Source organism: Eubacterium sp. LMAG:50 (assembly GCF_008680265.1).
In the GTDB taxonomy this organism is placed as follows: domain Bacteria; phylum Bacillota; class Clostridia; order Lachnospirales; family Lachnospiraceae; genus Eubacterium_U; species Eubacterium_U album.
In genome coordinates this window covers 507261-529222 of sequence record NZ_NALP01000007.1, presented here as the reverse complement: position 1 = coordinate 529222, position 21962 = coordinate 507261, and the positions used below count along the sequence as shown (strand labels likewise).

The window sequence follows — 21962 nt, the reverse complement described above, 5'->3', positions numbered from 1 at the left end:
AAGGTTTTATTTTGACTAAATAATCCGTTCTTTTTCGGGAATTTATTTAAGCATTGATATCATTTTTTCTACAATTGCGTCTGCCTGCTTAATAGCCGGGCCAACACCGATTTTAACTTTTTTAAGATTGTCAAAACGTTCTACGTTCTTAATTGGCATATCTGTTGTAAGAATAACTGCGTCTGCTGTTGCAATATCAGCTGCTGTTATTTCATTTTCAATACCAATTGAGCCCTGTGTTTCAACTTTACATTCAACACCTGCTTTTTCACAAGCCTGCTGAATAGCTTCTGCTGCCATATAAGTATGTGCAACCCCTGAAGGGCATGCTGTAACTGCTAAAAATTTCATATCACTCACTCACTTTCTTAGATTTTATTTTATAGAAGCCACAACCAATTATCTTTGTGGCTTCTTATCATTCACTAATTAATTATTATATTATTCGAATGAAATATCGATATCTTCGACAACTTCTTCTTTTTCTACATAATCTTTCTTGAATATTGCACAAAGTGCTACATAAATCGCTACACCAATTACTGTACATAAAAAATATGTTGCTATTGATGTTACTGGAAGAACTACAAGTCCGCCCCAAGCTGCATTGTCATATACTCCAAGAGCACCTGCGATTGCACCTGCGATTGCACATGAAACCATATTAATAGGAATCATTCTAACCGGGTCAGCTGTTGTGTAAGAAATAGCACCTTCTGTAATACCACAACATCCCATTGCGATTGCACCAATACCTGCATCTCTTTCTGCCTGTGAGAATTTCTTCTTTAATACTAATGATGCAACACCTGCTCCAATTGGAGGAATACAAATTGCAAGACCGATAGGTCCCATAAATGAACAATTATCTCCAGCTGCTACTGTTGTACCTACTAAAGCTGCACCTGTTGAATAAGCAACCTTATTAAGTGGTCCACCAAGGTCAAATGCAATCATTGCACCTGTAATTGCACCTACTAAGATAGCTGCACTACCTGTCATATCTCCTAACCATCCTTCTAAGAACTTAAGAAGTGCTGCACAAGGGTTTCCTACTAATACTACAATAACAAATCCTGTAATCAATGTTGCAAGTAATGGAACAATAAAGATTGCCTTTAATGACTGGATTGATTTTGGAAGTGGAATTTTCTTTAAGTAATGTGCTGCAATACCTGCAACTAAACCTGTAATAATACCACCGATAAATCCTGCTCCAACATTTACTGCTAACTGTCCACCAATAATACCAGGTGCAATACCAGGTCTATCTGCAATAGATGCTGCAATATAAGCTGAAAGTACAGGAACCATAAGTCCTAAACCAACACCACCAACGTTGCTTAAGAAACCAGCTAAACCTGCTGATGAAACTGAAGCACTTGTCTGTACTGAATTCATAGATAACATTGCTGCAATAGCAAATAAAATACCACCGGAAACTACAACCGGAATCATGTGTGAAACACCATTCATAAGATGCTGTCTCGTGTTTTTCAAAATATCAACTAAATCTTTCATAATATTGTCCTTTCTTATTATGTTTTCTCTTAAACTGCACCGATTAATTCAATTACTTCATCTGCAGTTTTTGCACTAAATAATTTTTCTCTGAAATCGTCATGCATTACTTTTCTAAATAAGCCTGCAAGAATTTCAAGATGTCTGTCTCCCTGTCCCGGAGACGGAACACCAATCTGGAACACTAACTCAACTTCTTCTGAGTCGTCCCATTTCATTGGATGACTAAGTCTTACAAATGCCAATGAAGGTTCTTTTACATGTACTGATTTAGAATGAGGTGTTGCAACAGAAAATCCAACTGCTGTACTTGAACCTGCTTCTCTTTTCATTACGTCTGCAACATATCCTTCCTTGTCAATAAGTCTTCCGTCCTTGTCCATTGCATCAGCGATTAAATTAATTACTTCGTCTCTGTCTTTCGCGTCTACGTCGAACATTACAATCTCTTTGCTCATTAAGTCTTTAGCCAACTTCTTGTACCTCCTTAAATAAAATTATTACCTTTCTTACAACATTAATTTTACTAATTTCGTTTCTTGTTTTCAACGCCCCACAAAACAGAAAATTGCACTATTCCTAGTGCAATTTTTCTGTATCTCTTATGTGAAACGTTTTTCTTGTAGCCCTTTATTTATAGGCATTACAACAATTTTACTTTTTGTGATTCTCTAGTCATTTTTTGCCCTAACTCCAGTGCAAATCTGACATAATGCTCTTCTCAATTTCCATTTCATTATTGCTTTTTCTGATTCTCTGAATTTTACTTTCAGAGTTCAAAAATCTTGACAGATCTGCAAAGAACATTTTTGTTGTATTAATATTGTCGAAATTAAGTGCCAAAAGGAAAATAATATCTACATTATCTTCTCCCCAGTCAATCTCATAATTAACCTTAATAATATATACTATTGGTTTTAATACATTTTTAGATTTTCCATGCGGGATTGCTGTTTTGTTTCCAATGGCAGTAGAACTGATTTCTTCTCTCTGCATTACATCTGAATAAAAGTCCTCAGTAACATATCCATCTTCTACCAACTTGTCGCTTGCAGCTTTCAAAATTTCTGCCTTTGTCATTTTTTTACTTACAACACTTATATATTTTCTATCTATTACTGAATATAATTCATAATTGTCTGCAATTGAATTTGTCATATATTCAAAGCAGGCATCCTTGATTTTCTTTATATCATTATTACTTACAAGAGGTGATATATTTACAACCTTATCTTCATATTCAAATCCCGGAAGCATTGACAAAACAATGTCAAATTCGTATTCATCAATTTCTGCTATCTTTTCTGATGATAAAATCGAAACAATCTTTACTTCTTCTATTTTATCTTCTATTTTACCGGCAACAATGCTTGCAGCTGCCACGCCACTTGTTCCTATTAAGATAGCCTTTACATTTTTTTGATTTCTATGCATTGCTCCACCAAAATACAAAGCTAAGAATGACATTTCATGCTCCGTTGGTGATGCGTGACAATATTTTTCATAAAATTTAGATAATGTAAATGTTGTTGCAAATATTCCTGAATACATTTCTTTTACATCATATAAAAATGGATTTGCTATCTCTATTCCATATTTTGTTCTAATGAATGAAGCTGGAAGAAATGCCTTCAGGCTATTAACAAGCAAATCATTTTCCATAAAATCAATATTTAAAATTTCAGACATATATTCAAGCATTTCATCGCATACTTTATCGCTTAAATCATAAAAACCTTCATTATGAAACTGCTCAAATTCTACTTCTGCTCTTTGCATTGCTGCAGAAGCAAATATAATATCCACATAATGCTTTTCAACATCATTTAATTCGATTTTGCCTATTTTCTCTAATTCTTCAACAGCTTTATTTGTGATTTCTTCATTAATATATTCTTCACATTCAGCTATATTTTCCTTTAGCAGATGTCCCATTCTTACTCTTAAAAGCTGAATGCATAAATATTTCACACACGCTTTAAATGAGTAATCCGTATAAACAATATTATATTCTTTTTCTATTGCCTCTACAGTTTGTATCGCTCTTTCAAAATTGTCTCGTCCAAAATTATTTACACAAATACTTTCATCAAGTACTGACAACCTGTAATCAATTGGTTTTGTAATTTTATGATTTCCAATAGGAAATACGCAATATTTTTTTAATGCTTTTCTTATTGAAAATTCATCTCCCGTAACAAATACACCATGCCCTGCTACTCTGTTTACAGTTATGTTATGTTTCTGTAAACGTTCCGCAACACAGTCAATATCATCACTTATAACTTTTTTGCTTACGTTTAGCTCATCTGAAAAAAGTGCTAATGTATAAGTATCCCATCCGCTTAAAAGAATAAACATTATATAGCTCATTCTCTGATTCTTCGACAAGACTGTTCTCTTGTCCTTTTTCATATCTTCAATCTGAGCTATCTGTTCGTCTGTGAAATTTGCAACAAATCCTATTCCCGGTTTTCGTTCAAGTTTCATTCCATTTTCATCACAAAAATCTGAAACTTCTTTTATATAAGTTTTTACACTTCTCTCAGACACACCTAGACCTAATGCTAAAACTTTTGATGTTACCGGCTTTGCATTGTTTTCAACTAGTTTTTCAACTATTTGCATTCCTCTTTCTGATAACATAATTACCCTCTCCTACATGGCAACATTACAAATATGAAGCCATTACTGTTAAGTCTCCTGATATTTTGCATTCGCCTATTCCTGAAGGAATAATAAAATGGTCACCTTTTGTAATTTTGCTTCCGTTTATTTCACCTTCACCGTTAATAACGCTGACATTCATAAACGGTTTGTCCATCGTAAATTTATATTTACCTGCAACATCCCACTTTTCAAGAGTATAGAAATCACATTTAACAAGAGTTGTCTTTGTCAAATCTCCTTCATTTTCAACTGTAATTTTCCCATCATAATCATGATGTGGTGCCTCAATACAGTCAATACTCTGCTGTACGTGTAATTCTCTAGGCTTTCCATTACTTAATCTGTCATAATCGTAAACTCTGTAAGTAATATCACTGCTTTGCTGTGTTTCAATTAAAAGTGTTCCACCTTTAATAGCATGAAGACAACCTGGATTAATCTGGAAGAAATCCCCTTTCTTAATAGGTATTGTTCTAATTAATTCATTCCATCTGCCCTCGTGAATCATGTCTGCAAGTTCTTTTTTGTCTTTTGCATGATGTCCGATAACGATATTTGCATCTTCTTTACAGTCTAAAATATACCAGCACTCTGTTTTTCCAAGTGAGCCATTTTCATGAACCGCTGCATATTCATCATTTGGATGAACCTGAATGCTTAAATCGTCTTCTGCACCTATTATTTTTACTAATAATGGAAATATGTTATCCTGAATGTTTCCAAATAATTCTCTGTGATTTTCATAAACCCATGATAAAGTTTTGCCTTCAAACTCACCATTTGCAATAGTACAATCACCTGACTTGTGTGCGCTAATTCCCCAACACTCACCCGTCTTATCTGTCGCCTGTTCGTAACCAAATTCTTTTAATAATTTGCCACCCCATATAGCTTCTTTGAATACTGGATTTAAAAATAATATTTCCATATTATGCTCCTTTCAATTTCCTATTTATGTATACATACACTAATTAAGTGTTTATTTTATTAAGCCAGACATATAATTTTAACTAAATTTATTAAAATAATTTGTCCCACTATTGAACTATTTTATCATATTTATATTTTTTATCATACCTATTAAATAAAAAATATATTCTATAATAATAGCCATATAAGGATTTTCTATGATTTTAAAATTTTTTTCAGGTAAAAAACAACTCATAAAAGTTATTTTGCCAATTATCTTTTTTTTATTTTTATTTTTAAAAACAGTATATTTTAAATCTCCTAACGTATTAAGTAATCCTTCTGTTCAAACCGAATTTGATAATTACACAGCCTCTCTTGTTACCTCATCACTATCCAATGACACTCTAAGTATGCATTTTTATATTGCCAACGCAAATGATTTTTTTCAAACTGATTTTCCTCAGTCATTGGGAAATTTTTCTTTAAAAGATATGAAGGAAAGCCAGACTGATTGCATTAAACAGATTAACACATTAAAAAAATTTGATTATAAATCTCTTTCTAAGTCCCGGCAAATTACATATGACATCTTACTTTCTCATTTTCAAACCGAGTTAGATTTTGGTGATTTATGCGAATATTATGATTGTCTTAGTCCTACAACCGGAATTCAGGCTCAACTTCCTATTTTATTATCTGAATACGAATTTTATTCCGAAAAAGACATAAAAAACTATTTTTTGCTATTAAAAACTGTTCCCGATTTTTTTGATAGCATTATAAATTTTGAATCTGAAAAAATTGATAATAAAACATTTATGTCTAAATCAAATTGTGAGTCAATTATTGCTCAATGTCTTTCCTTAATTAACGACAGTTCCCAAAAAAATAATTTATTAATAGAAACATTTAATTCCAGATTAAAAAAATGCAAATTCCTGTCAGACAAAACAGTTACTGCTTACTTAAATTTAAACGAAGATTATGTAAATAATTATGTTTTATCTTCCTATAAAAAACTTGCTGACAAATTATCCCTTTTTAATTCTTCTTATTATATAAACAAAGACTTAGAATACTATACTCTTGCAGATTCTAAACAAGGTAAAGCTTATTATGAATATCTTGTTTCCTCTAAAACCGGAAGTACCAAAACGGTTTCTGAATTAAAAGCACGTATTCAAAGTCAGATTGCCGCCGATATGACTCAGGTTTCTTCTTTATTTACTTCTAATCCTGAACTTGAATCACAATTTTATAATTCAACTTCAACTACTATTACAGAACCTACAGATATACTTAAGGATTTAAAAGAGAAAATAAATAATCCTGACAGTTCATTTTATGAAATCTGCAAATTAGATTCCATTAAATATGATTTAAAATATGTTGAACCTTCTCTTCAGGACTATTTAAGTCCGGCATTTTATCTTTCTCCACCGATTGATATGCCTGACAAAAACACTATTTATGTCAACAAAAGTGACAAATTTAAGAATCAGGATTTATATACAACTTTAGCCCATGAAGGATTTCCCGGACATTTGTACCAAAACCATGTTTTTTCCACAACAAATCCTTCTGCCATACGTTATCTCTTAAACTTTGGTGGATATACAGAGGGTTGGGCAACCTATGCAGAATTTCTTTCTTACAGCTATGAAGTTTCTAATCCTTCTCTTGCAAAAGCCTTAAGCTGTAGTGCTTCATTTTCTCTCGGACTGTATTCACTTGTAGATATAGGTGTTAATTATGAGGGCTGGACCCCTGAAGACACCAAAGTATTTTTAAAACACTATGGCTTTTCCCAGCTAGAAATACAGAATGAAATTTATAACTCTGTTACTGAATCCCCGGCAAATTATCTGCAGTATTATGTTGGTTATTTGGAAATAACAGAACTCAAAAATTTGTACCTGCAAAACCATTCCCAAAAAAATGCTTTGCGCGACTTCCATAGCTTTCTTCTGAAGTTTGGTCCTGCACCATTTGATGTAATTAAAAAATGGATGTTATAAAATAATTGTTGATGCTACCAGCGACAAAATAACAATTCATATATTCTTAATTGTAGTGTATATTTTCATTTGCTTTAGTTTTTATTGATAAGAAATAAATATACGCCAAAAAATTCCGGCAGATTTTATGTTGCAAACGATAGGCAGATTTTTGAAATTTTGCGAGCATAGCTTAAATTAAAAAGTTATGTATGAGCCAAAAAGCGAGTTTAACTTTTTAATTTATAATAAGCGGCGTAGCAAAATAAAAAAATCAACGTGTTTGCGGCATAAAATCTGCCGGACTGTTTTGTAGGTTTATTTTAATTTAAAGTTGGAATGTCTTTCCTAATTTTTCTACTTCTTGTTTTGTTGCAAGATTATCAGAAAATGCACTTGCGCTTCCTGTTAACAATCCCTTTCTAAGAGCCTCTTTGTATTCGCCACTTTCTAAATAGCCTGCGATAAATCCCGCTACCATTGAATCACCGGCTCCTACAGAATTCTTAACTTTTCCCTTTGGGCATTCACTCTTGTAAACCTGTCCATCTTCTGAAACTAATACTGCACCTTCGCCTGCCATTGAAATTAAAACATTTCTTGCTCCGGCTTCCTGCATTTTCTTTGCATAAGGCACAACTTCATCTCTTGTATTTAATGTAACTCCATATATTTCACCTAATTCATGATTGTTTGGCTTAATAAGAAATGGTTTGTATTTTAAAACATTAACAAGTAAATCTTTTGTTGCATCAACAACTATCTTAATATCTTTTCCCTGTAAGTGTTCCATAATATCACTGTACATTGTTTCAGGCATTACTGATGGTATACTTCCTGCTAAAACTAAAATATCCCCATCCTGAATTTTGTCTAATTTCTCATATAACGCATCAATATCGTCCTGTTTTATTCCAGGGCCCATACCATTTATTTCACTTTCTTTCTGAGCTCTGATTTTAACATTTATTCTTGTTATACCTTCATTAACTTTTATGAAGTCAGCATTTACACCATTTGCTGTAAGCATTCCCTGAACACTGTCGCCTGTAAATCCTGCCAAAAATCCTAAAGCTGTATTTTCAAATCCAAGATTACTAAGTACCATTGAAACATTAATTCCTTTTCCACCAGGGAACATTAACTCCTCAGATGTTCTGTTTACAAATCCCTCTTTGAAATCTTCTACTGTTACTATGTAATCAATAGAAGGATTAAATGTAACCGTATAAATCATAGATGCACCTCCGAATTTATTACTATATTTCATATACACAGACTATTCGTCCTACCACTATTTATTACATTATAATTTTATATTTTTTTCATTTCAACTTGTCTCTAATATTAATTTTGCACTAAGTTTAGTTAAATTATTTATCAGCTACATTAATTTAGCTACCATTACACTTGCAATTGTTCCGGCAAGAGTGGCAAATAATGCTCCCGGAAGAGTCCATCTTGTCTTTGTTACCTTTGCAGTCATAAAATAAACCGACATCGTGTAAAAAACCGTTTCTGTACTACTCAATATGATTGAAGCTACATTTGCAATATATGAATCTACTCCATATTTTTTATAAACATCAAGAAGCATTCCTGTTGCTGCCGAAGACGAAAATATTTTTACTATATTTAACGGCACTAACTCTCCCGGAAATCCAATATATTTTGTTACTTTTCCAATCTGTTTGCCACAAAAGTCCATTGCTCCTGACTCTCTAAGCATTCCTACCGCCACCATTAACCCTATTAAAGTCGGCATAACTTTTATTACTGTCGCAAATCCATCTTTTGCCCCATCTACAAAATCAATGTACACTTTCGTTTTTTTCTTTAATCCATATAAAACTATTATTAATATTAAAATGGGAATTATGTAATTAGACAATGTTGCAATATTCACTTAGCACCTGCCATTTTATTTTTATAAATAATATGAATTTTACATAAAAAAAATGCCATAGCCTAACCATTTGATTAAGCTATGACATTTCATGTATTAAAATCCATTATGTCAATTTTAATTATCCTGTTTTTCACCTGTTCTGTATTCATCAATCTTCTTGTAATTATCTGCAAGTGATACTTCTCCTTCAATAGGGATAATTTCCTTATTGAATACAGGTTTTAATAAAATAGGTGTAATGATTGTTGTAATAACAACGACTATAATAATTGGTCCCATAATATTGTTACTCATAAGACCTACTGCTGCACCTTTGCTGGCTACGATTAAGGCAACTTCACCTCTTGAAATCATACCAACACCAATTCTAAGTGCCTGATAATTCTTGTATCCGCAAACCTTTGCGCCAAGTCCACAACCGATAATCTTTGTTAACAATGCAACTATTGTTATTACTGCTGCAAATGCAATGATTGCAGGTCCCATCTTTGGAAGTTCAACCTTAAGACCGATACTTGCAAAGAAAATTGGGCTTAAAAGCAAATATGATAATACATCAAATTTTGATGCGATGAACTGATCTTTCTGAGTCATTGATATAATTAAGCCTGCGAAGAATGCACCTGTAATATCTGCAACTCCAAAGAAATGTTCTGCACAAAATGCCATTACAAGGCAGATAACGAATGCAATAATTGCATGTCTGTGCATTCCTTTACCACTAATTTCACACCATTTCTTAAATGCATAATAAACAATAACTCCGACAACTCCGCAAAATACGAAGAATAATACTATCTTAAATAAAACAACTGCAATATTTACTGATGTGTCAGCTAAGCTTGTTACAATTGTAAGAGCTATGATACCTAAAATATCATCGATAATGGCAGCTCCAAGAATTGCATTTCCTGATTTAGTTTTTAATTTACCTAATTCTTTTAAAGTTTCAACTGTAATACTTACAGAAGTTGCTGTTAAAATTACACCAATAAATACTGACTGTAAAAATACTGAACTTGTAACATCTGATGTATCAATATATCCATTATTAATGAATAAATATGCAACACCACCACCAACAACTAAAGGAACTATAACACCTAAAAGTGCTATTACAAATGAAGCTTTTCCACTTCGTTTAAGTTCTTCAATGTCAGTTTCCATACCTGCACAGAACATAAGAACAATTACACCTAATTCTGCCATATTCTGTATCATGTCTGTTTCTGTTAACACTCCTACACATGCAGGTCCTAAAATAACACCGGCCAAAAGAGCACCAACAACCTGTGGCATATTAACTTTCTTTGTGAAGAGACCAAGAATCTTTGTACTAGCTAGAATAATAGCTATGTCTAAAAGAAATTTGTAATCCATTTTTCCTACCTCTTTTCTCATTAGTTTCTTATATACGAAACAAAAATATAGTGCGAAGTATCACTATGTACATCTTCGCACCACGTTTATTTTAACACTTTGTTTACAAATGTCAATCATATTTATTTTACTTGTTTTTGTGTTATTTTTGCTCGTTTTTTGTAAATACTTTTTGCTACTTATTTTACATACATTCCGTATTTAATATTAACTCTATCAATCTTTTTTAGCATCGGAATTAACATAAACCATAAAAATATAAAAGTTGATATACCATGTATTACATTCATAATAAATCCTGCAGTATAAGCTGTTATAAAAGCCTGAACACTTGGACTGTCTGTAGACATAAGCACTGTTGCCGTATCCATAATAACACCATAAACAACTATTGTTGCAAGCATCCCCATAAAACAAATAAAATTTTTTTGCTTCTTAGGAATATAACTTCCCACATTCCTTTTACTGTATGCAATTCCAAAAATATATCCTAAAAGTCCAAAGGCTACCATTTGCCATGGTGTCCAGGGACCCTGACCCATAAAAAAATTTGACACAAATGCCGTCATGGCTCCTGTTAAAAATCCTGCCTTCTTACCTAATGCAATTCCCGTAATAATTATAATTGCAGCGCAAGGTTTTACCTGTGGAGTCATGTAAAAAATAACTCTCCCGATAACTGCAAAACTAATCATGCACACAAGCATTACTATTTCTCTTGCCCTCGGTTTTCTTTTTTCAAATCCTAACGCAAATACAACAAATGAAATAAGTATAATTAATAAACCTACTCCGTAATAGAACCGGCTGTCATTGACCATACTACTTCCTCCTTTGTAATTGCTTTTTCAATTAATTCTCCTGCCATTTTATGAGAAACTGTTGTGTAAAATCTGTTTGTGCAAATCATTTCTCTTATACTGCTTTCTGAAATAATTTTTCCTTGGAAAAACATAGCACATCTGTCTCCATATTCTGCACAAAATTCCACGTCATGACTTACTATTACAATCGTCTTTCCCTGTTTTTTTAAATCAAGAATTATTTTTCCCATTTCTTTTTTATAAATTACATCAATTTCTTTTGTTGGTTCATCTAAAAGTAAAATATCAGGATTACACAACAACACCTTTGCCATTGCAAGCTTTTGCTGCTCGCCTCCACTCAAATCATATGGATGTGTTTTTTCATATTTATCCAGATTTAGTTTTGTTAAAATATCTTTATTTCCATCAACCTCATCTATAACCGTGTCATGCAGGAACATTGTCTGGACATTCTGTGGCATGTACACAATTTTGCCATTTATTTTTACTTTTCCTCTATATTGCTTCAATATTCCACACAATATTTTGATTAATGTTGATTTTCCTGCACCGTTTCCTCCTAATATGCAGTAAATCTGCTCATTTTCTATATTAACACTAATCCCCTTAATTATATCTGCTCCATCACGTTCATATCTGAACCATATGTTTTTTCCACTGATTGCAATGTCTTTCGCTGATTTATTTTTATCTTTATTCTCATACTCTAAGTTGATTAATCTATTTTGTTTTGCTATATTTTCTTTTATTATCTGATTTTGGTTTACATAATTCTCAATCCATTTTCTTCCCTGACCTACTGTAAGTGGAATATTTTCAGATAATTCTCCACTCTCTTTATAAATTTGAGCCGGTATAGGCATAAATTGAAATTCTTCTGTATTATAAAGTTTATCTGCGACTTTATAACTATTGTCATCAGCTAAAATTTCTCCATTTTTCATAACTACGGCTTTACTGCAAACAGGTAACAACTGGTCTAATCTATGTTCAGAAATAATAACCGTAGTTCCAAGTTCATCATTTATTTTATGTAACATCTGAATAAATTTTTCTGCCGCTATAGGGTCTAACTGAGCTGTAGGTTCGTCTAAAATTATTACTTTAGGCTGCATTGTCATAACTGCCGCCAGATTAAGTAACTGTTTTTGTCCGCCTGAAAGGCTGTTTGTCGTCCTTTCATATAATTTTGCTATTCCAAAATATTCTGCTGTCTCGCCAATTCTTGCCCCTATTTCTTCTCTTGCCATTCCCATGTTTTCCAAACCAAATGCAAGCTCATGCCATACTTTGTCCGTTACAATCTGCTGTTGAGGATTCTGCATTACAAATCCAATTTTCATTGCCTGAGTTCTTTCATCAACTTCTTCAATTTTTTTATTTTCAAATAAGACTTCCCCAGCTTTGTCTCCATTTGGAGTAAGTACACTTTTTAAACATCTAAGCAATGTCGTCTTTCCACAGCCTGATTTTCCACATACAACAACAAAATCACCATTTTCTATATTTAATGAAACATTTTTTAAACATGAAGAATCTGCCATAGCATATTTAAATGTTAAATTTTTGATTTCAATCTGAGCCATCTTATCTCCTCCATAATATTTATTAAAATTGGTGTTGCGCAAAGTGCTGAATATGTTATGTAAACCAACGTTGCATACTTATTTTCTTCTATATAAAGCATCGGATAGTAGTGTGTTTTGACACATCCAAATATACACCCTAAAACTACAATTCCGCCCAAAAATATAATCCATATCAAGGCGATTATGTCCCTTAATGTTAATTTATAATTATTAAAATTTGTCCTTCTCTTTACTCCGTAGCCTCTTGATGCCATCGAATCAGCCGTATCCACTGAATTTTCCAATGCCCATGTTGCTGTAATTGAGAAATTTTTCACCTGCATTTTTACTTTTCGAATAAAATTCATTTTGTTAATATCACTTCCATTTGCAATTGCCATAACTCTATTTACATCCGAAGTTTCTTTTGCATGAGCCACAAATGCCGGTACAAATTTTAATACCATTGAAAAAATTAAAGCAAGCGTAGGTACTATCTTCCCAAAAATAGCCATAATTTTATCTTCCGTTACTATTTTTTGAAATGTAAAAATCCAAATCATTACCGTAACTAAAATTCCTGCTGCAAACATTCCATATATAATAGATTCCAAAGTGACTGCATTTCCTGTTGGCAAAAAGAATAGCACCGTCATTCCTCTATGAGAAAAAAGAGGGTTTATCAGCCCTGCAAAAATAAACAAGCCTAATAACCCTGTTAACTTTTTTATTTTTTTGTTTTTGTATACAATTACAAAATAAACCGTGGCAAATAAAAAAGAAATGAATATCATAATCGGATGATTCACAAACATAGTAATTCCCAATATAAATGCGTAAAATAATATATTTACTACCGGGTGAAATCTTCCGAATTCTTCTCTCATTTCTTTTCTATATCCTCTCCTAAATTACATGTATATTGAAATTTTATTTCATCATTTTCTTTAATCTTGTACTCACTGCAACTTACATTTGGTACATCTCCATTTACAGTATACATCCAACCTGACTGTTTTCCACAGTCAAATTCGTATAAATTGTTAATTCCTTCTATATATACACTTTTTGTTGCCGGCGTTATGCTACTTTCAATCAGTATTCCTTCATTTTTTAATTCTCTCTCTAAAATATCAAAGCAGGATTCCCCTTCTGTAAATTTAACTTCCTTTGTCTCATATATCACGCCATCTTTTGGTTGTGCTTTTCGTATATTATCCTGTAATTTGTCACTATTTATTGCATTTATACAAGTCACATACAAAGTACATTTTTGTGTTGCCTTTTCAGATTTTACACTTTTACTATTTCCACAGCCCCACAAGGAAAATGTCATAAGTATTGTAATTATACATATGCTTAATTTTCTCAAATTAGTTTTGTTCATCTTTATTTGTCACTCTTTTCTTCTTATATTTATAAACATCAAATCCAAATTTCCCGGCTATACCACAACATATTCCAAAAATCAGTATAATATAAGGTCTTCTATTTTTGTGTTTTGTTTCTTTAGTAACATTTTCTTTATTATTAACTGAATTTTTATTTTCTGTTTGTTCTATATTATTGTCTGTAGCTATCTTATTTTCTTCATCATTATTTTCTAAAACATCTGTAGCATTTTCTAAGTTATCTGTAGTATTAGTATTTTCTTCCGTTTCTACATTATTATCTTTTCTATTCTTAAATTCATTATTTTCTCTATTGTCGTTATCATCGCTATTATTTAACGTATTTCCATTTGATTTACTATTATTTTTTGAATTTGATGATGCATTCCTTTTTGTGTTTTTACTCGTGGAATTGTTTTTATCGTTGTTATTTGCATCATTCTTATTTTTATCAGACGCACTACTTTTTGTTTCTTCTTTATTATCTGCCTTAGTTGTTTCTACCTTTGTATTTTCTATTTTAATAATTCCATCACTCATATCATAGAGTCTGTTCATTCCTGATATACTTCTGTAATAAGCTGTTATTGCATACATTGCCTGGTCTGTAGACATTTGATTTGCGCCTTTTCCCTTCGTATGGCAAAAAGCACCATTATCTTTATAAAATGTCATTAAACCATCATATACGGTTTTGCCGTTTTTCACAAATCTGCTATCATCAATTTTTATTCTCATTTCAGATAATGCAGTTAAAACCTGTGCTGTACTTTCACAGTTTGAGTCACTTGTATTTCCATATGCACCATCAGATTTCTGTAAAGTGCTAAGAATTGCAAGTCCTTTATCAATGCTTTCTTTTACATTTTGTTTTTCATTATAGTATGGAGCAAGTGCCTGAATAACCATGGCAGTCACATCAACATCTGCTTCTGTCCCCATATAATTCCATCCGCCATTGTTCAGTTGTTGTTTTACTAAGAAATCAATTAACTTATTTCTTGTTGTCTGTTTTCCTGTCGTTGCGTCCGGAATTTCATAATTGCCACAATCAAAAGCCATAAGTGTGTAAGCAGCTCCATTTACACCTTGTATCATTATATTTTCAAATGTTGCAAGAGGCTGTAATAAATTGTATCCCGAAAAATTCTGAGGATTTTTTTGAATAGCAGTTAATGTAATAATTGTTCTTGCATATTCGGTATATTTTCTTGTTGATAAAATTCCTTTGTTATCTGCAACTGTTTTTGATACATTGCCTACATATTTTTCTATATATTCATCTTTAATATTTCCACATCTGGCAAGTCCAAACACCGTCCATTCTCCGCCTACGCTTCCATATGCTGGATTTTTTACCGTATTCATCTGATAATATGAAATTTTATTTATTGTGTTTTCTATATCATCCTTTGACGGTGTCTGACTTCCCATAACTGAAGTTGAGACACACATAAAGAATATTGCAATTGTTGCTAATAATTTTTTCATGTGTTTCCTCTTGTTTAATATAAATATTTATTACTTAATTTTTACTGATTTAACTTTGCTCCATTTTCCATAAACTCTTACTTTATTTACTGTTTTATAAGCTCTTACTTTAACGTAGCATTTCTGATTTTTCTTAAATTTCTTTGTTATTAAAACATTCTTTTTAGTAGTCTTTACAATTACTGTTCCTTTTTTGAAATTCTTTGTTGAAGAGTATTTGTACTGATATCCTTCTGCACCTGCAATTTTCTTAATTGAAATTTTTGCTTTTCCTGCTTTTACTTTCTTTACTGAGTTTACAGTTGCTTTTCCTAATGTCTGTATTTCTGTTGTTGTAGCCTGCACTGTTGTTTCTGCTGTTGTCGGCTGAATTGTTGTCGTAGGTTTCACTGTTGTTGCATCCTGTGCTGTAGTTGTTTCGTTTTCAGCTTTCTTTAATTCTGCAATCACCTCATCAACTTCATCCTGAGTTGCCATCAATTTTGTTGCAACTTTAATTGCATTTTTATACGCAATTTTAACATTTTCATTATTCATCCATAATGCTTTATTTCCATTAATTTTTGCTAATTCTTTTGTCAAAGTTGTTTTATCAGCAACCTTTAATGGTTCCATTCCTGCATAATTGCTTAATCCAACATCTGCTCCCCATCCATATACTGAAAACTGATATCTGATTACATCACCATCTTTTACAATATCTGACGGTGTAAGATTTCCATTATCATTATCTCCGTTTACAGAAATCATCCATCCAGCCATACTATTATATGAATATTCTCCTAAACCATTGTTTGGCTGTGTATTACCATCATTTTTTTCATTTGACGGAGCTGAATATGATGTTGTATAAGTTTCTCCTTCATACTCATATGAACTTTCATAAGAAGGCATTTTTGCTATTTCTTCCGGTATGTCAATAATTCCTGTATCAGCATTCTCTATGCTTTGCAAATATAAATATCCATAGTCTTTTGAACCTGTATATTTAATCTCTTTTTCATTCATTACTTTCTCAAATACATCAGATATTGTCATATCGTCACTAACTTCAACGCTTACAGGCTCAACTACATAACCCTGTCCAATTGTAAACTTTTCTACTGAAAAAGTTACTGTTTTATTTGTTTCCTGTGCCTGAATCTTGTTATAACCTACTGTTGCAATACTTGTTGTCATTGAGACTGCAATTGCTATCGCCATTGCTTTTTTTACTGTATTTCTCATTGTCATTTCCTCCATGTATAATTAATCAACTAATTTTATAATAATCAATTAGTTATGTCAAACGATTGACATTACTCTCTACTCATTATTTTACACCACAATATCCCTGCTCCTGTGCTGAAACTTGTTGCAATAATTGCCGGAAGCACAACTGCTGACGGATTTACTGCACCATATTGGCTTCTATACGCAATAATGTTTACAGGAATAATTTGAAGTGAAGAAATATTTAATACTAAAAAAGTGCACATTTCATCAGTTGCAATATGCTTTGGAAATGTACACTTTCTTTTTCTTTGCCTCTTTATCTCTGATTTATTTTCACTTAATACGTATCCACTCTGTTCTAATGGATTTTCTGCCAATGCCTCCATTGCTTTTAGTCCTGCCGGTGTTGCCGCCCATCCCAAACCTAATATATTTGCAATTATATTGGTTACTATCGGTTCTCTTGCATTATGGTTATGAGGTAAACCCGGAAATAGCCACATAATAATCGGTTCAAGTATTTTTTCCAGTTTTTTTATTATTCCACTTTTTGATGCCACGTTCATAAATCCCATCCACATGCTCATAATTCCAAGCATTGTAATGCACATACTAACTGCTTCTTTTGTGGATTCTATTGCTCCATTTCCTACCTGTTCCATCCTGCCTGTTGCCATTCCATAAAGCACTGACATTATAATCATGCCTGCCCAAATATAATTTAGCACTTAATTTTTCCTTTTATTATTAAATGAATTATTATATTTTACGCAAGCCTACCATAATAATTACATAATTTACAGCATGCGATTTAAATTCGCCATTTCAATTGCAGAGCATGCAACATCAAATCCTTTATTTCCTGCTTTTGTTCCTGCCCTTTCTATTGCCTGCTCAATATTGTCTGTTGTTAATACACCAAACATTGTAGGTACTCCGGTTTCCATTCCAACCATTGCAATTCCTTTACTTACCTCTGCGCATACATAATCATAATGATCTGTTGAGCCTTTAATTACTGCTCCTAAGCATAAAATTGCATCATATTTTCCTGACTGAGCCATTTTCTTTGCTATTACAGGTATTTCAAAAGCTCCCGGAACCCACGCTAATGTAATATCGTCATCATTAACTCCATGTCGCACGCATGCATCTTCTGCACCGCTTACAAGTTTATTTACAATAAACTCATTAAATCTTGCTGCTACAATACCAATTTTTAATCCTTCTGCTACTAATTTTCCTTCTAAAGTTCTCATTTTAAATCTCCTCTTGTATAATATATTTTGATGTCAGTTTTTTAAAGTATGGTTTAAATTATAAGTTCTGACATTATTACACTTAACATTAAATTGCTTATACCAGATTTCTTAAATTTAAAAGAAATAGCATTTGTCGCCGTCGGTTCAAAGCTTTGGTGCATAGCCTGACTTGAAACTGTAAGTTACAAAGTCAGGCTGTGTGCTAAAACTTTAGAACCGCTACGAGCGGCAAGCAGCGCGAGCGTTATTTCGTTAAATTTAAGAAATCGGGTTCAGCAAATAATCTTAGTAAGTTGTCATATGTGCCATTCTTAACTGCTTTGTTCTCAAATAATATTCATCATATTTTTGTGCTTCTATCTGTATCGGAACTCTTTCAACTATTTCTATTCCATATCCTGACAAGCCTGTAATTTTTGCCGGATTATTTGTCATAATTCTTAGTTTTTTTGCTCCAAGGTCTGCCAAAATCTGTGCTCCCATTCCATAGCTTCTCATATCTGCCGGAAATCCTAGTTTTAGATTTGCATCTACTGTATCTAATCCCTGTTCCTGAAGCTCATATGCTTTAAGTTTATTTATTAATCCAATTCCTCTTCCTTCCTGTCTTAAGTAAAGTATTATTCCTCTTCCCTCTTTTGCAACCATCTCCATTGCTTTCTCAAGCTGTTGTCCACAATCGCATCTTTTAGAACCGAATACATCTCCTGTAAGACATTCCGAATGTACTCTGCAAAGAACAGGCTCTCCATTTCCTACATCTCCCATAGTTAATGCAACATGATGTTCCCCTGTTGTTTTATTTTGATAACCCACGATATTAAAGTTTCCATATTTCGTTGGCATCTTTGCAACCGCTTCTCTTTTTACTGAACTGTCTCTTTCCATTCTGTATTTAACCAAATCAGCAATTGTAATTACCGTAAGATTATGTTCCTGTGCAAATTCAAGAAGTTCTGTTGTTCTCATCATTGTTCCATCTTCTCTCATTATTTCACAGCATAATCCGCAAGGTTTAAGTCCTGCTAATTTTACAATGTCAACTGTAGCTTCTGTATGACCTGTTCTTTCTAATACTCCTGCTTTTTTTGCTTTAAGTGGAAACATATGGCCCGGTCTTCTAAAATCTTCCGGCTTTGCATCTTTGCCTACAATTGCTCTCGCCGTAATTCCTCTTTCGACCGCTGATATTCCTGTTGTAGTTGATACATGATCAATTGAAACTGTAAACGCTGTGCAGTGGTTATCAGTATTAACTTTTACCATTTGCTCCAAGTCAAGTTTTTCACACAGTTCTTCTTCCATAGGCATGCAAATTAGTCCTTTTGCATAACTTGCCATAAAATTTACATTTTCAGTTGTTGCAAATTCTGCTGCACATACCAAATCCCCCTCATTTTCTCTATCAGGGTCATCTATTACTAAAATAACTTTTCCTTCTTTTATATCCTTAATTGCTTCTTCTATTGTTCCTATTGTTTTGCTCATTTTATATTCCTTCTTTCTTTAAAATCCATTTTCTATTAAATAGCTTTCTGTAATTTTTGATTCTTTCTTTTCATTACATTCTGAATAGCCTAATAGCTTTTCTACATATTTTCCTATGATGTCGCACTCGAGATTTACCGTATCCCCAACATTTTTATCCTTTAGATTTGTACTTTCTCTTGTGTGTGGTATTGTAGATACTTTAAATCCTTTTTCATCAACATACGCTACTGTAAGACTTATTCCATCAATTGTAATGGACCCTTTTTCAACCACATATTTTATGGTCTTTTTATCTGCAAATATCTCATACCATACTGCATTTCTTTCCTCTCGTATGTTTTTTATCAGTCCGGTTCCATCTATATGCCCACTAACAATATGTCCTCCAAATCGTCCATCAGCTGCCATGGCCCTCTCAAGATTTACACACGTACCTTTTTTACTTTCTTTTAGCCCTGTTCTCTTCAATGTTTCTGACATCACATCCGCTTCAAATCCATTTTTCCACATTTTTGTGACTGTAAGGCAAATGCCGTTAACTGCTATGCTGTCTCCAACTACTGTTTTTTCTAAAACCTTTTCACATTTAATTCCAATCTGATATTTCTCACTATTGCTGTTAACATATTCTATCTGACCTGTTTCCTCTATAATTCCTGTAAACATTTACTATTTTTATGTATTTTATAAAATACGTATATCTCCTTTCCTCTGATATTTCTTTTAGACTTATTTCCTTTATTTTAAATATCCGGTTAACATAATATCATTTCCTATTTTTTGTATTTCTAAATTTCTTAAGTTATATGCTTCCATCATTTTTTCGACACCTTTTCCTTCAATTGGAGATTTTGCATTTGCACCTCCTACAATCTTTGGTGCTATAAAGCAACAGATTTTATTTACAATGTTTTCTTTTAGTGCCTGTGCATTAAGTGTTCCGCCACCTTCAAGCAATATGCTGTCAATTCCTTTCTCCCCTAATATTTTCATAAGATCGGATAAAACAACTCTTCCTTTTACTTTTTGTCTTATTACTTCTATCCCCTTGTTCTCTAACCACCTTTGCTTATCCTTATCAGCTTTATTTGTACAAACAACTATTGTTTGTATCTTATTTGCCGTATTAACAATATTACTTTCAAATGGTATTTTTAAATTTGAATCACATATAATTCTTATTGGATTAACATTTTCTTCTATTCTGCAATTTAACATTGGATTATCTTCTAATACAGTATTAATTCCAACCATTATTCCCATATACTTTTTTCGCATATTTTGAACGGTTTCTCTTGCCTTTTCACCTGTAACCCATTTTGAATCACCATTTTCACACGCTATTTTTCCATCCATCGTCATCGCATATTTCATTACAACATAAGGTGTTTTATTTGTAATATAATGAAAAAATACTTCGTTTAATTTGTCACATTCATCTTTTAATACTCCGCACTCAACTTCAATTCCATTTTCTTCTAAAATTTTTACTCCCTTTCCTGCTACAAGTTTATTAGGATCCATACTCCCCACATAAACTTTTTTTATGTTTTTTTCTATGATAATTTCAGTACATGGTGGCGTCTTTCCATAATGACAACACGGTTCAAGCGTTACATAAAGCTCTGCTCCTGTTGTATCCTCCTTACAATTTGTTAATGCATTTCTCTCAGCATGAAATCCGCCTATCTTTTCATGATAGCCTTCCGAAATAATTTCATCATTTTTTACCACAACACATCCTACAATAGGATTTGGATTTGTATAACCTATGCCTTTTTTTGCTAATTCAATAGCTCTTTTCATGTATTTTGGGTTCAAAAAAAAGCCTCCTTTCATTCAAAGGGGCTTTCGCACAAATACAAATGTATATTATTCTGTTCATTACATATTCCTAATTGCGTATGGTTATTAGTAATTTATTATCAAAATCTTAATCCGATTAATTGTTATGTAAACTACATATCATTTAAATACATTTCTAAAAATCAGATTAATTTTATTCCTGATAAAGAACAATTACATCATCTATTCTTCTCCCATCCAGACTATACTGTCGGTTTTGGATTCTCACCAAATCAGCTGCTTTCGCAGGTCACGGACTCGTGCATCTTTACGCTCTGTACACTTACCGTCGGTTGGGAATTTATGCTTTATGCATATCACCCTGCCCCGAAGAATTTTTATTTAATTTCTGCTTAAAGTATAGTCACCTTGTTTTTGTTTGTCAACAAAATTTCCAATAAACTATTTTTGTTAAACATTTTTTAATATATATATGTTAATTTTTTTAACGTAAAAAACCTCTAAAATAACAGATTTTTGTAT

General features: G+C 32.5%; 20 protein-coding genes and 1 riboswitch. Of the genes, 1 reads left to right on the top strand and 19 read right to left on the bottom strand.

Annotation, left to right across the window (positions count from 1 at the left end):
• Positions 1 to 42 precede the first annotated feature (42 nt).
• The 5 genes from CCC31_RS07635 to manA form a co-directional block, all read right to left on the bottom strand.
• Positions 43 to 351: a PTS fructose-like transporter subunit IIB gene (locus tag CCC31_RS07635; RefSeq protein WP_117910699.1), complete on the bottom strand. Its 309-nt coding sequence runs from the start codon at positions 349 to 351 to the stop codon at positions 43 to 45.
• Between the two features lie 90 nt (positions 352 to 441).
• Positions 442 to 1521 (bottom strand): fructose-specific PTS transporter subunit EIIC, encoded by a 1080-nt coding sequence (locus CCC31_RS07630; protein WP_117910698.1) that lies wholly within the window; start codon positions 1519 to 1521, stop codon positions 442 to 444.
• Between the two features lie 29 nt (positions 1522 to 1550).
• Positions 1551 to 1994 carry a PTS sugar transporter subunit IIA gene (locus tag CCC31_RS07625; protein WP_243003082.1) on the bottom strand — a complete coding sequence of 148 codons (444 nt, stop codon included), beginning with the start codon at positions 1992 to 1994 and terminating at the stop codon, positions 1551 to 1553.
• A 214-nt stretch (positions 1995 to 2208) separates the two neighbouring features.
• The gene (locus tag CCC31_RS07620) at positions 2209 to 4167 is read right to left on the bottom strand and encodes a BglG family transcription antiterminator (RefSeq protein ID WP_117910697.1); all 1959 of its coding nucleotides are present in this window, start codon (positions 4165 to 4167) and stop codon (positions 2209 to 2211) included.
• A 25-nt stretch (positions 4168 to 4192) separates the two neighbouring features.
• The gene (gene manA, locus CCC31_RS07615) at positions 4193 to 5119 is read right to left on the bottom strand and encodes a mannose-6-phosphate isomerase, class I (protein WP_290850689.1); all 927 of its coding nucleotides are present in this window, start codon (positions 5117 to 5119) and stop codon (positions 4193 to 4195) included.
• A 199-nt stretch (positions 5120 to 5318) separates the two neighbouring features.
• Between manA and CCC31_RS07610 the strand changes: the two genes are divergently transcribed.
• Positions 5319 to 7121, top strand: coding sequence for a DUF885 domain-containing protein (locus tag CCC31_RS07610; RefSeq protein WP_290850687.1), 1803 nt, complete (start codon positions 5319 to 5321; stop codon positions 7119 to 7121).
• Between the two features lie 307 nt (positions 7122 to 7428).
• Here CCC31_RS07610 and pfkB read toward each other — a convergent pair whose 3' ends face one another.
• The 14 genes from pfkB to ribD all read right to left on the bottom strand — a co-directional run bounded on the left by pfkB (position 7429) and on the right by ribD (position 21473).
• The gene (gene pfkB, locus CCC31_RS07605) at positions 7429 to 8337 is read right to left on the bottom strand and encodes a 1-phosphofructokinase (RefSeq protein ID WP_290850685.1); all 909 of its coding nucleotides are present in this window, start codon (positions 8335 to 8337) and stop codon (positions 7429 to 7431) included.
• A gap of 147 nt (positions 8338 to 8484) precedes the next feature.
• The gene (locus CCC31_RS07600) at positions 8485 to 9006 is read right to left on the bottom strand and encodes a nucleoside recognition domain-containing protein (RefSeq protein ID WP_022089153.1); all 522 of its coding nucleotides are present in this window, start codon (positions 9004 to 9006) and stop codon (positions 8485 to 8487) included.
• Between the two features lie 117 nt (positions 9007 to 9123).
• Positions 9124 to 10389, bottom strand: a complete 1266-nt coding sequence (locus tag CCC31_RS07595) for a cation:proton antiporter (protein WP_117910694.1) — start codon at positions 10387 to 10389, stop codon at positions 9124 to 9126.
• 179 nt (positions 10390 to 10568) lie between these two features.
• Entirely contained in the window at positions 10569 to 11210 is a 642-nt protein-coding gene (locus tag CCC31_RS07590) for an ECF transporter S component (protein ID WP_022089151.1), read from the bottom strand.
• Positions 11177 to 12802 (bottom strand): ABC transporter ATP-binding protein, encoded by a 1626-nt coding sequence (locus CCC31_RS07585; protein WP_290850681.1) that lies wholly within the window; start codon positions 12800 to 12802, stop codon positions 11177 to 11179. Before CCC31_RS07585 ends, CCC31_RS07590 begins: the two co-directional genes overlap by 34 nt.
• The gene (locus CCC31_RS07580; protein WP_290850679.1) at positions 12775 to 13671 is read right to left on the bottom strand and encodes an energy-coupling factor transporter transmembrane component T; all 897 of its coding nucleotides are present in this window, start codon (positions 13669 to 13671) and stop codon (positions 12775 to 12777) included. The genes CCC31_RS07585 and CCC31_RS07580 overlap by 28 nt, the downstream gene beginning before the upstream one ends.
• The gene (locus CCC31_RS07575; RefSeq protein WP_290850678.1) at positions 13668 to 14171 is read right to left on the bottom strand and encodes a DUF4430 domain-containing protein; all 504 of its coding nucleotides are present in this window, start codon (positions 14169 to 14171) and stop codon (positions 13668 to 13670) included. Before CCC31_RS07575 ends, CCC31_RS07580 begins: the two co-directional genes overlap by 4 nt.
• Entirely contained in the window at positions 14158 to 15666 is a 1509-nt protein-coding gene (locus CCC31_RS07570; RefSeq protein WP_290850676.1) for a prenyltransferase/squalene oxidase repeat-containing protein, read from the bottom strand. The genes CCC31_RS07575 and CCC31_RS07570 overlap by 14 nt, the downstream gene beginning before the upstream one ends.
• Positions 15667 to 15696: 30 nt before the next feature.
• Complete coding sequence (locus CCC31_RS07565) at positions 15697 to 16893, bottom strand: hypothetical protein (RefSeq protein ID WP_290850674.1); 1197 nt, start codon at positions 16891 to 16893, stop codon at positions 15697 to 15699.
• A gap of 71 nt (positions 16894 to 16964) precedes the next feature.
• Positions 16965 to 17609, bottom strand: coding sequence for a nucleoside recognition domain-containing protein (locus tag CCC31_RS07560; RefSeq protein WP_290850672.1), 645 nt, complete (start codon positions 17607 to 17609; stop codon positions 16965 to 16967).
• A 69-nt stretch (positions 17610 to 17678) separates the two neighbouring features.
• Positions 17679 to 18140: a 6,7-dimethyl-8-ribityllumazine synthase gene (gene ribE, locus CCC31_RS07555; RefSeq protein ID WP_290850670.1), complete on the bottom strand. Its 462-nt coding sequence runs from the start codon at positions 18138 to 18140 to the stop codon at positions 17679 to 17681.
• Between the two features lie 288 nt (positions 18141 to 18428).
• On the bottom strand, positions 18429 to 19631 hold the full coding sequence (locus CCC31_RS07550) for a bifunctional 3,4-dihydroxy-2-butanone-4-phosphate synthase/GTP cyclohydrolase II (protein WP_022089143.1): 1203 nt from the start codon (positions 19629 to 19631) through the stop codon (positions 18429 to 18431).
• A gap of 18 nt (positions 19632 to 19649) precedes the next feature.
• A complete protein-coding gene (ribE, locus tag CCC31_RS07545; RefSeq protein ID WP_290850667.1) occupies positions 19650 to 20300 on the bottom strand; it encodes a riboflavin synthase in 651 nt (216 codons plus the stop codon).
• A 72-nt stretch (positions 20301 to 20372) separates the two neighbouring features.
• Positions 20373 to 21473: a bifunctional diaminohydroxyphosphoribosylaminopyrimidine deaminase/5-amino-6-(5-phosphoribosylamino)uracil reductase RibD gene (ribD, locus tag CCC31_RS07540; RefSeq protein WP_363348007.1), complete on the bottom strand. Its 1101-nt coding sequence runs from the start codon at positions 21471 to 21473 to the stop codon at positions 20373 to 20375.
• Between the two features lie 188 nt (positions 21474 to 21661).
• Positions 21662 to 21818, bottom strand: a riboswitch (FMN riboswitch).
• Positions 21819 to 21962: the final 144 nt, after the last annotated feature.

Bases quoted from the DNA above. Each gene is read 5' to 3' on its own strand.
- CCC31_RS07635 (WP_117910699.1), bottom strand. From the start codon at position 351: ATGAAATTTTTAGCAGTTACAGCATGCCCTTCAGGGGTTGCACATACT.
- CCC31_RS07630 (WP_117910698.1), bottom strand. From the start codon at position 1,521: ATGAAAGATTTAGTTGATATTTTGAAAAACACGAGACAGCATCTTATG.
- CCC31_RS07620 (WP_117910697.1), bottom strand. From the start codon at position 4,167: ATGTTATCAGAAAGAGGAATGCAAATAGTTGAAAAACTAGTTGAAAAC.
- manA (WP_290850689.1), bottom strand. From the start codon at position 5,119: ATGGAAATATTATTTTTAAATCCAGTATTCAAAGAAGCTATATGGGGT.
- CCC31_RS07610 (WP_290850687.1), top strand. From the start codon at position 5,319: ATGATTTTAAAATTTTTTTCAGGTAAAAAACAACTCATAAAAGTTATT.
- pfkB (WP_290850685.1), bottom strand. From the start codon at position 8,337: ATGATTTATACGGTTACATTTAATCCTTCTATTGATTACATAGTAACA.
- CCC31_RS07595 (WP_117910694.1), bottom strand. From the start codon at position 10,389: ATGGATTACAAATTTCTTTTAGACATAGCTATTATTCTAGCTAGTACA.
- CCC31_RS07590 (WP_022089151.1), bottom strand. From the start codon at position 11,210: ATGGTCAATGACAGCCGGTTCTATTACGGAGTAGGTTTATTAATTATA.
- CCC31_RS07585 (WP_290850681.1), bottom strand. From the start codon at position 12,802: ATGGCTCAGATTGAAATCAAAAATTTAACATTTAAATATGCTATGGCA.
- CCC31_RS07580 (WP_290850679.1), bottom strand. From the start codon at position 13,671: ATGAGAGAAGAATTCGGAAGATTTCACCCGGTAGTAAATATATTATTT.
- CCC31_RS07575 (WP_290850678.1), bottom strand. From the start codon at position 14,171: ATGAACAAAACTAATTTGAGAAAATTAAGCATATGTATAATTACAATA.
- CCC31_RS07570 (WP_290850676.1), bottom strand. From the start codon at position 15,666: ATGAAAAAATTATTAGCAACAATTGCAATATTCTTTATGTGTGTCTCA.
- CCC31_RS07565 (WP_290850674.1), bottom strand. From the start codon at position 16,893: ATGAGAAATACAGTAAAAAAAGCAATGGCGATAGCAATTGCAGTCTCA.
- ribE (WP_290850670.1), bottom strand. From the start codon at position 18,140: ATGAGAACTTTAGAAGGAAAATTAGTAGCAGAAGGATTAAAAATTGGT.
- CCC31_RS07550 (WP_022089143.1), bottom strand. From the start codon at position 19,631: ATGAGCAAAACAATAGGAACAATAGAAGAAGCAATTAAGGATATAAAA.
- ribE (WP_290850667.1), bottom strand. From the start codon at position 20,300: ATGTTTACAGGAATTATAGAGGAAACAGGTCAGATAGAATATGTTAAC.
- ribD (WP_363348007.1), bottom strand. From the start codon at position 21,473: ATGAAAGGAGGCTTTTTTTTGAACCCAAAATACATGAAAAGAGCTATT.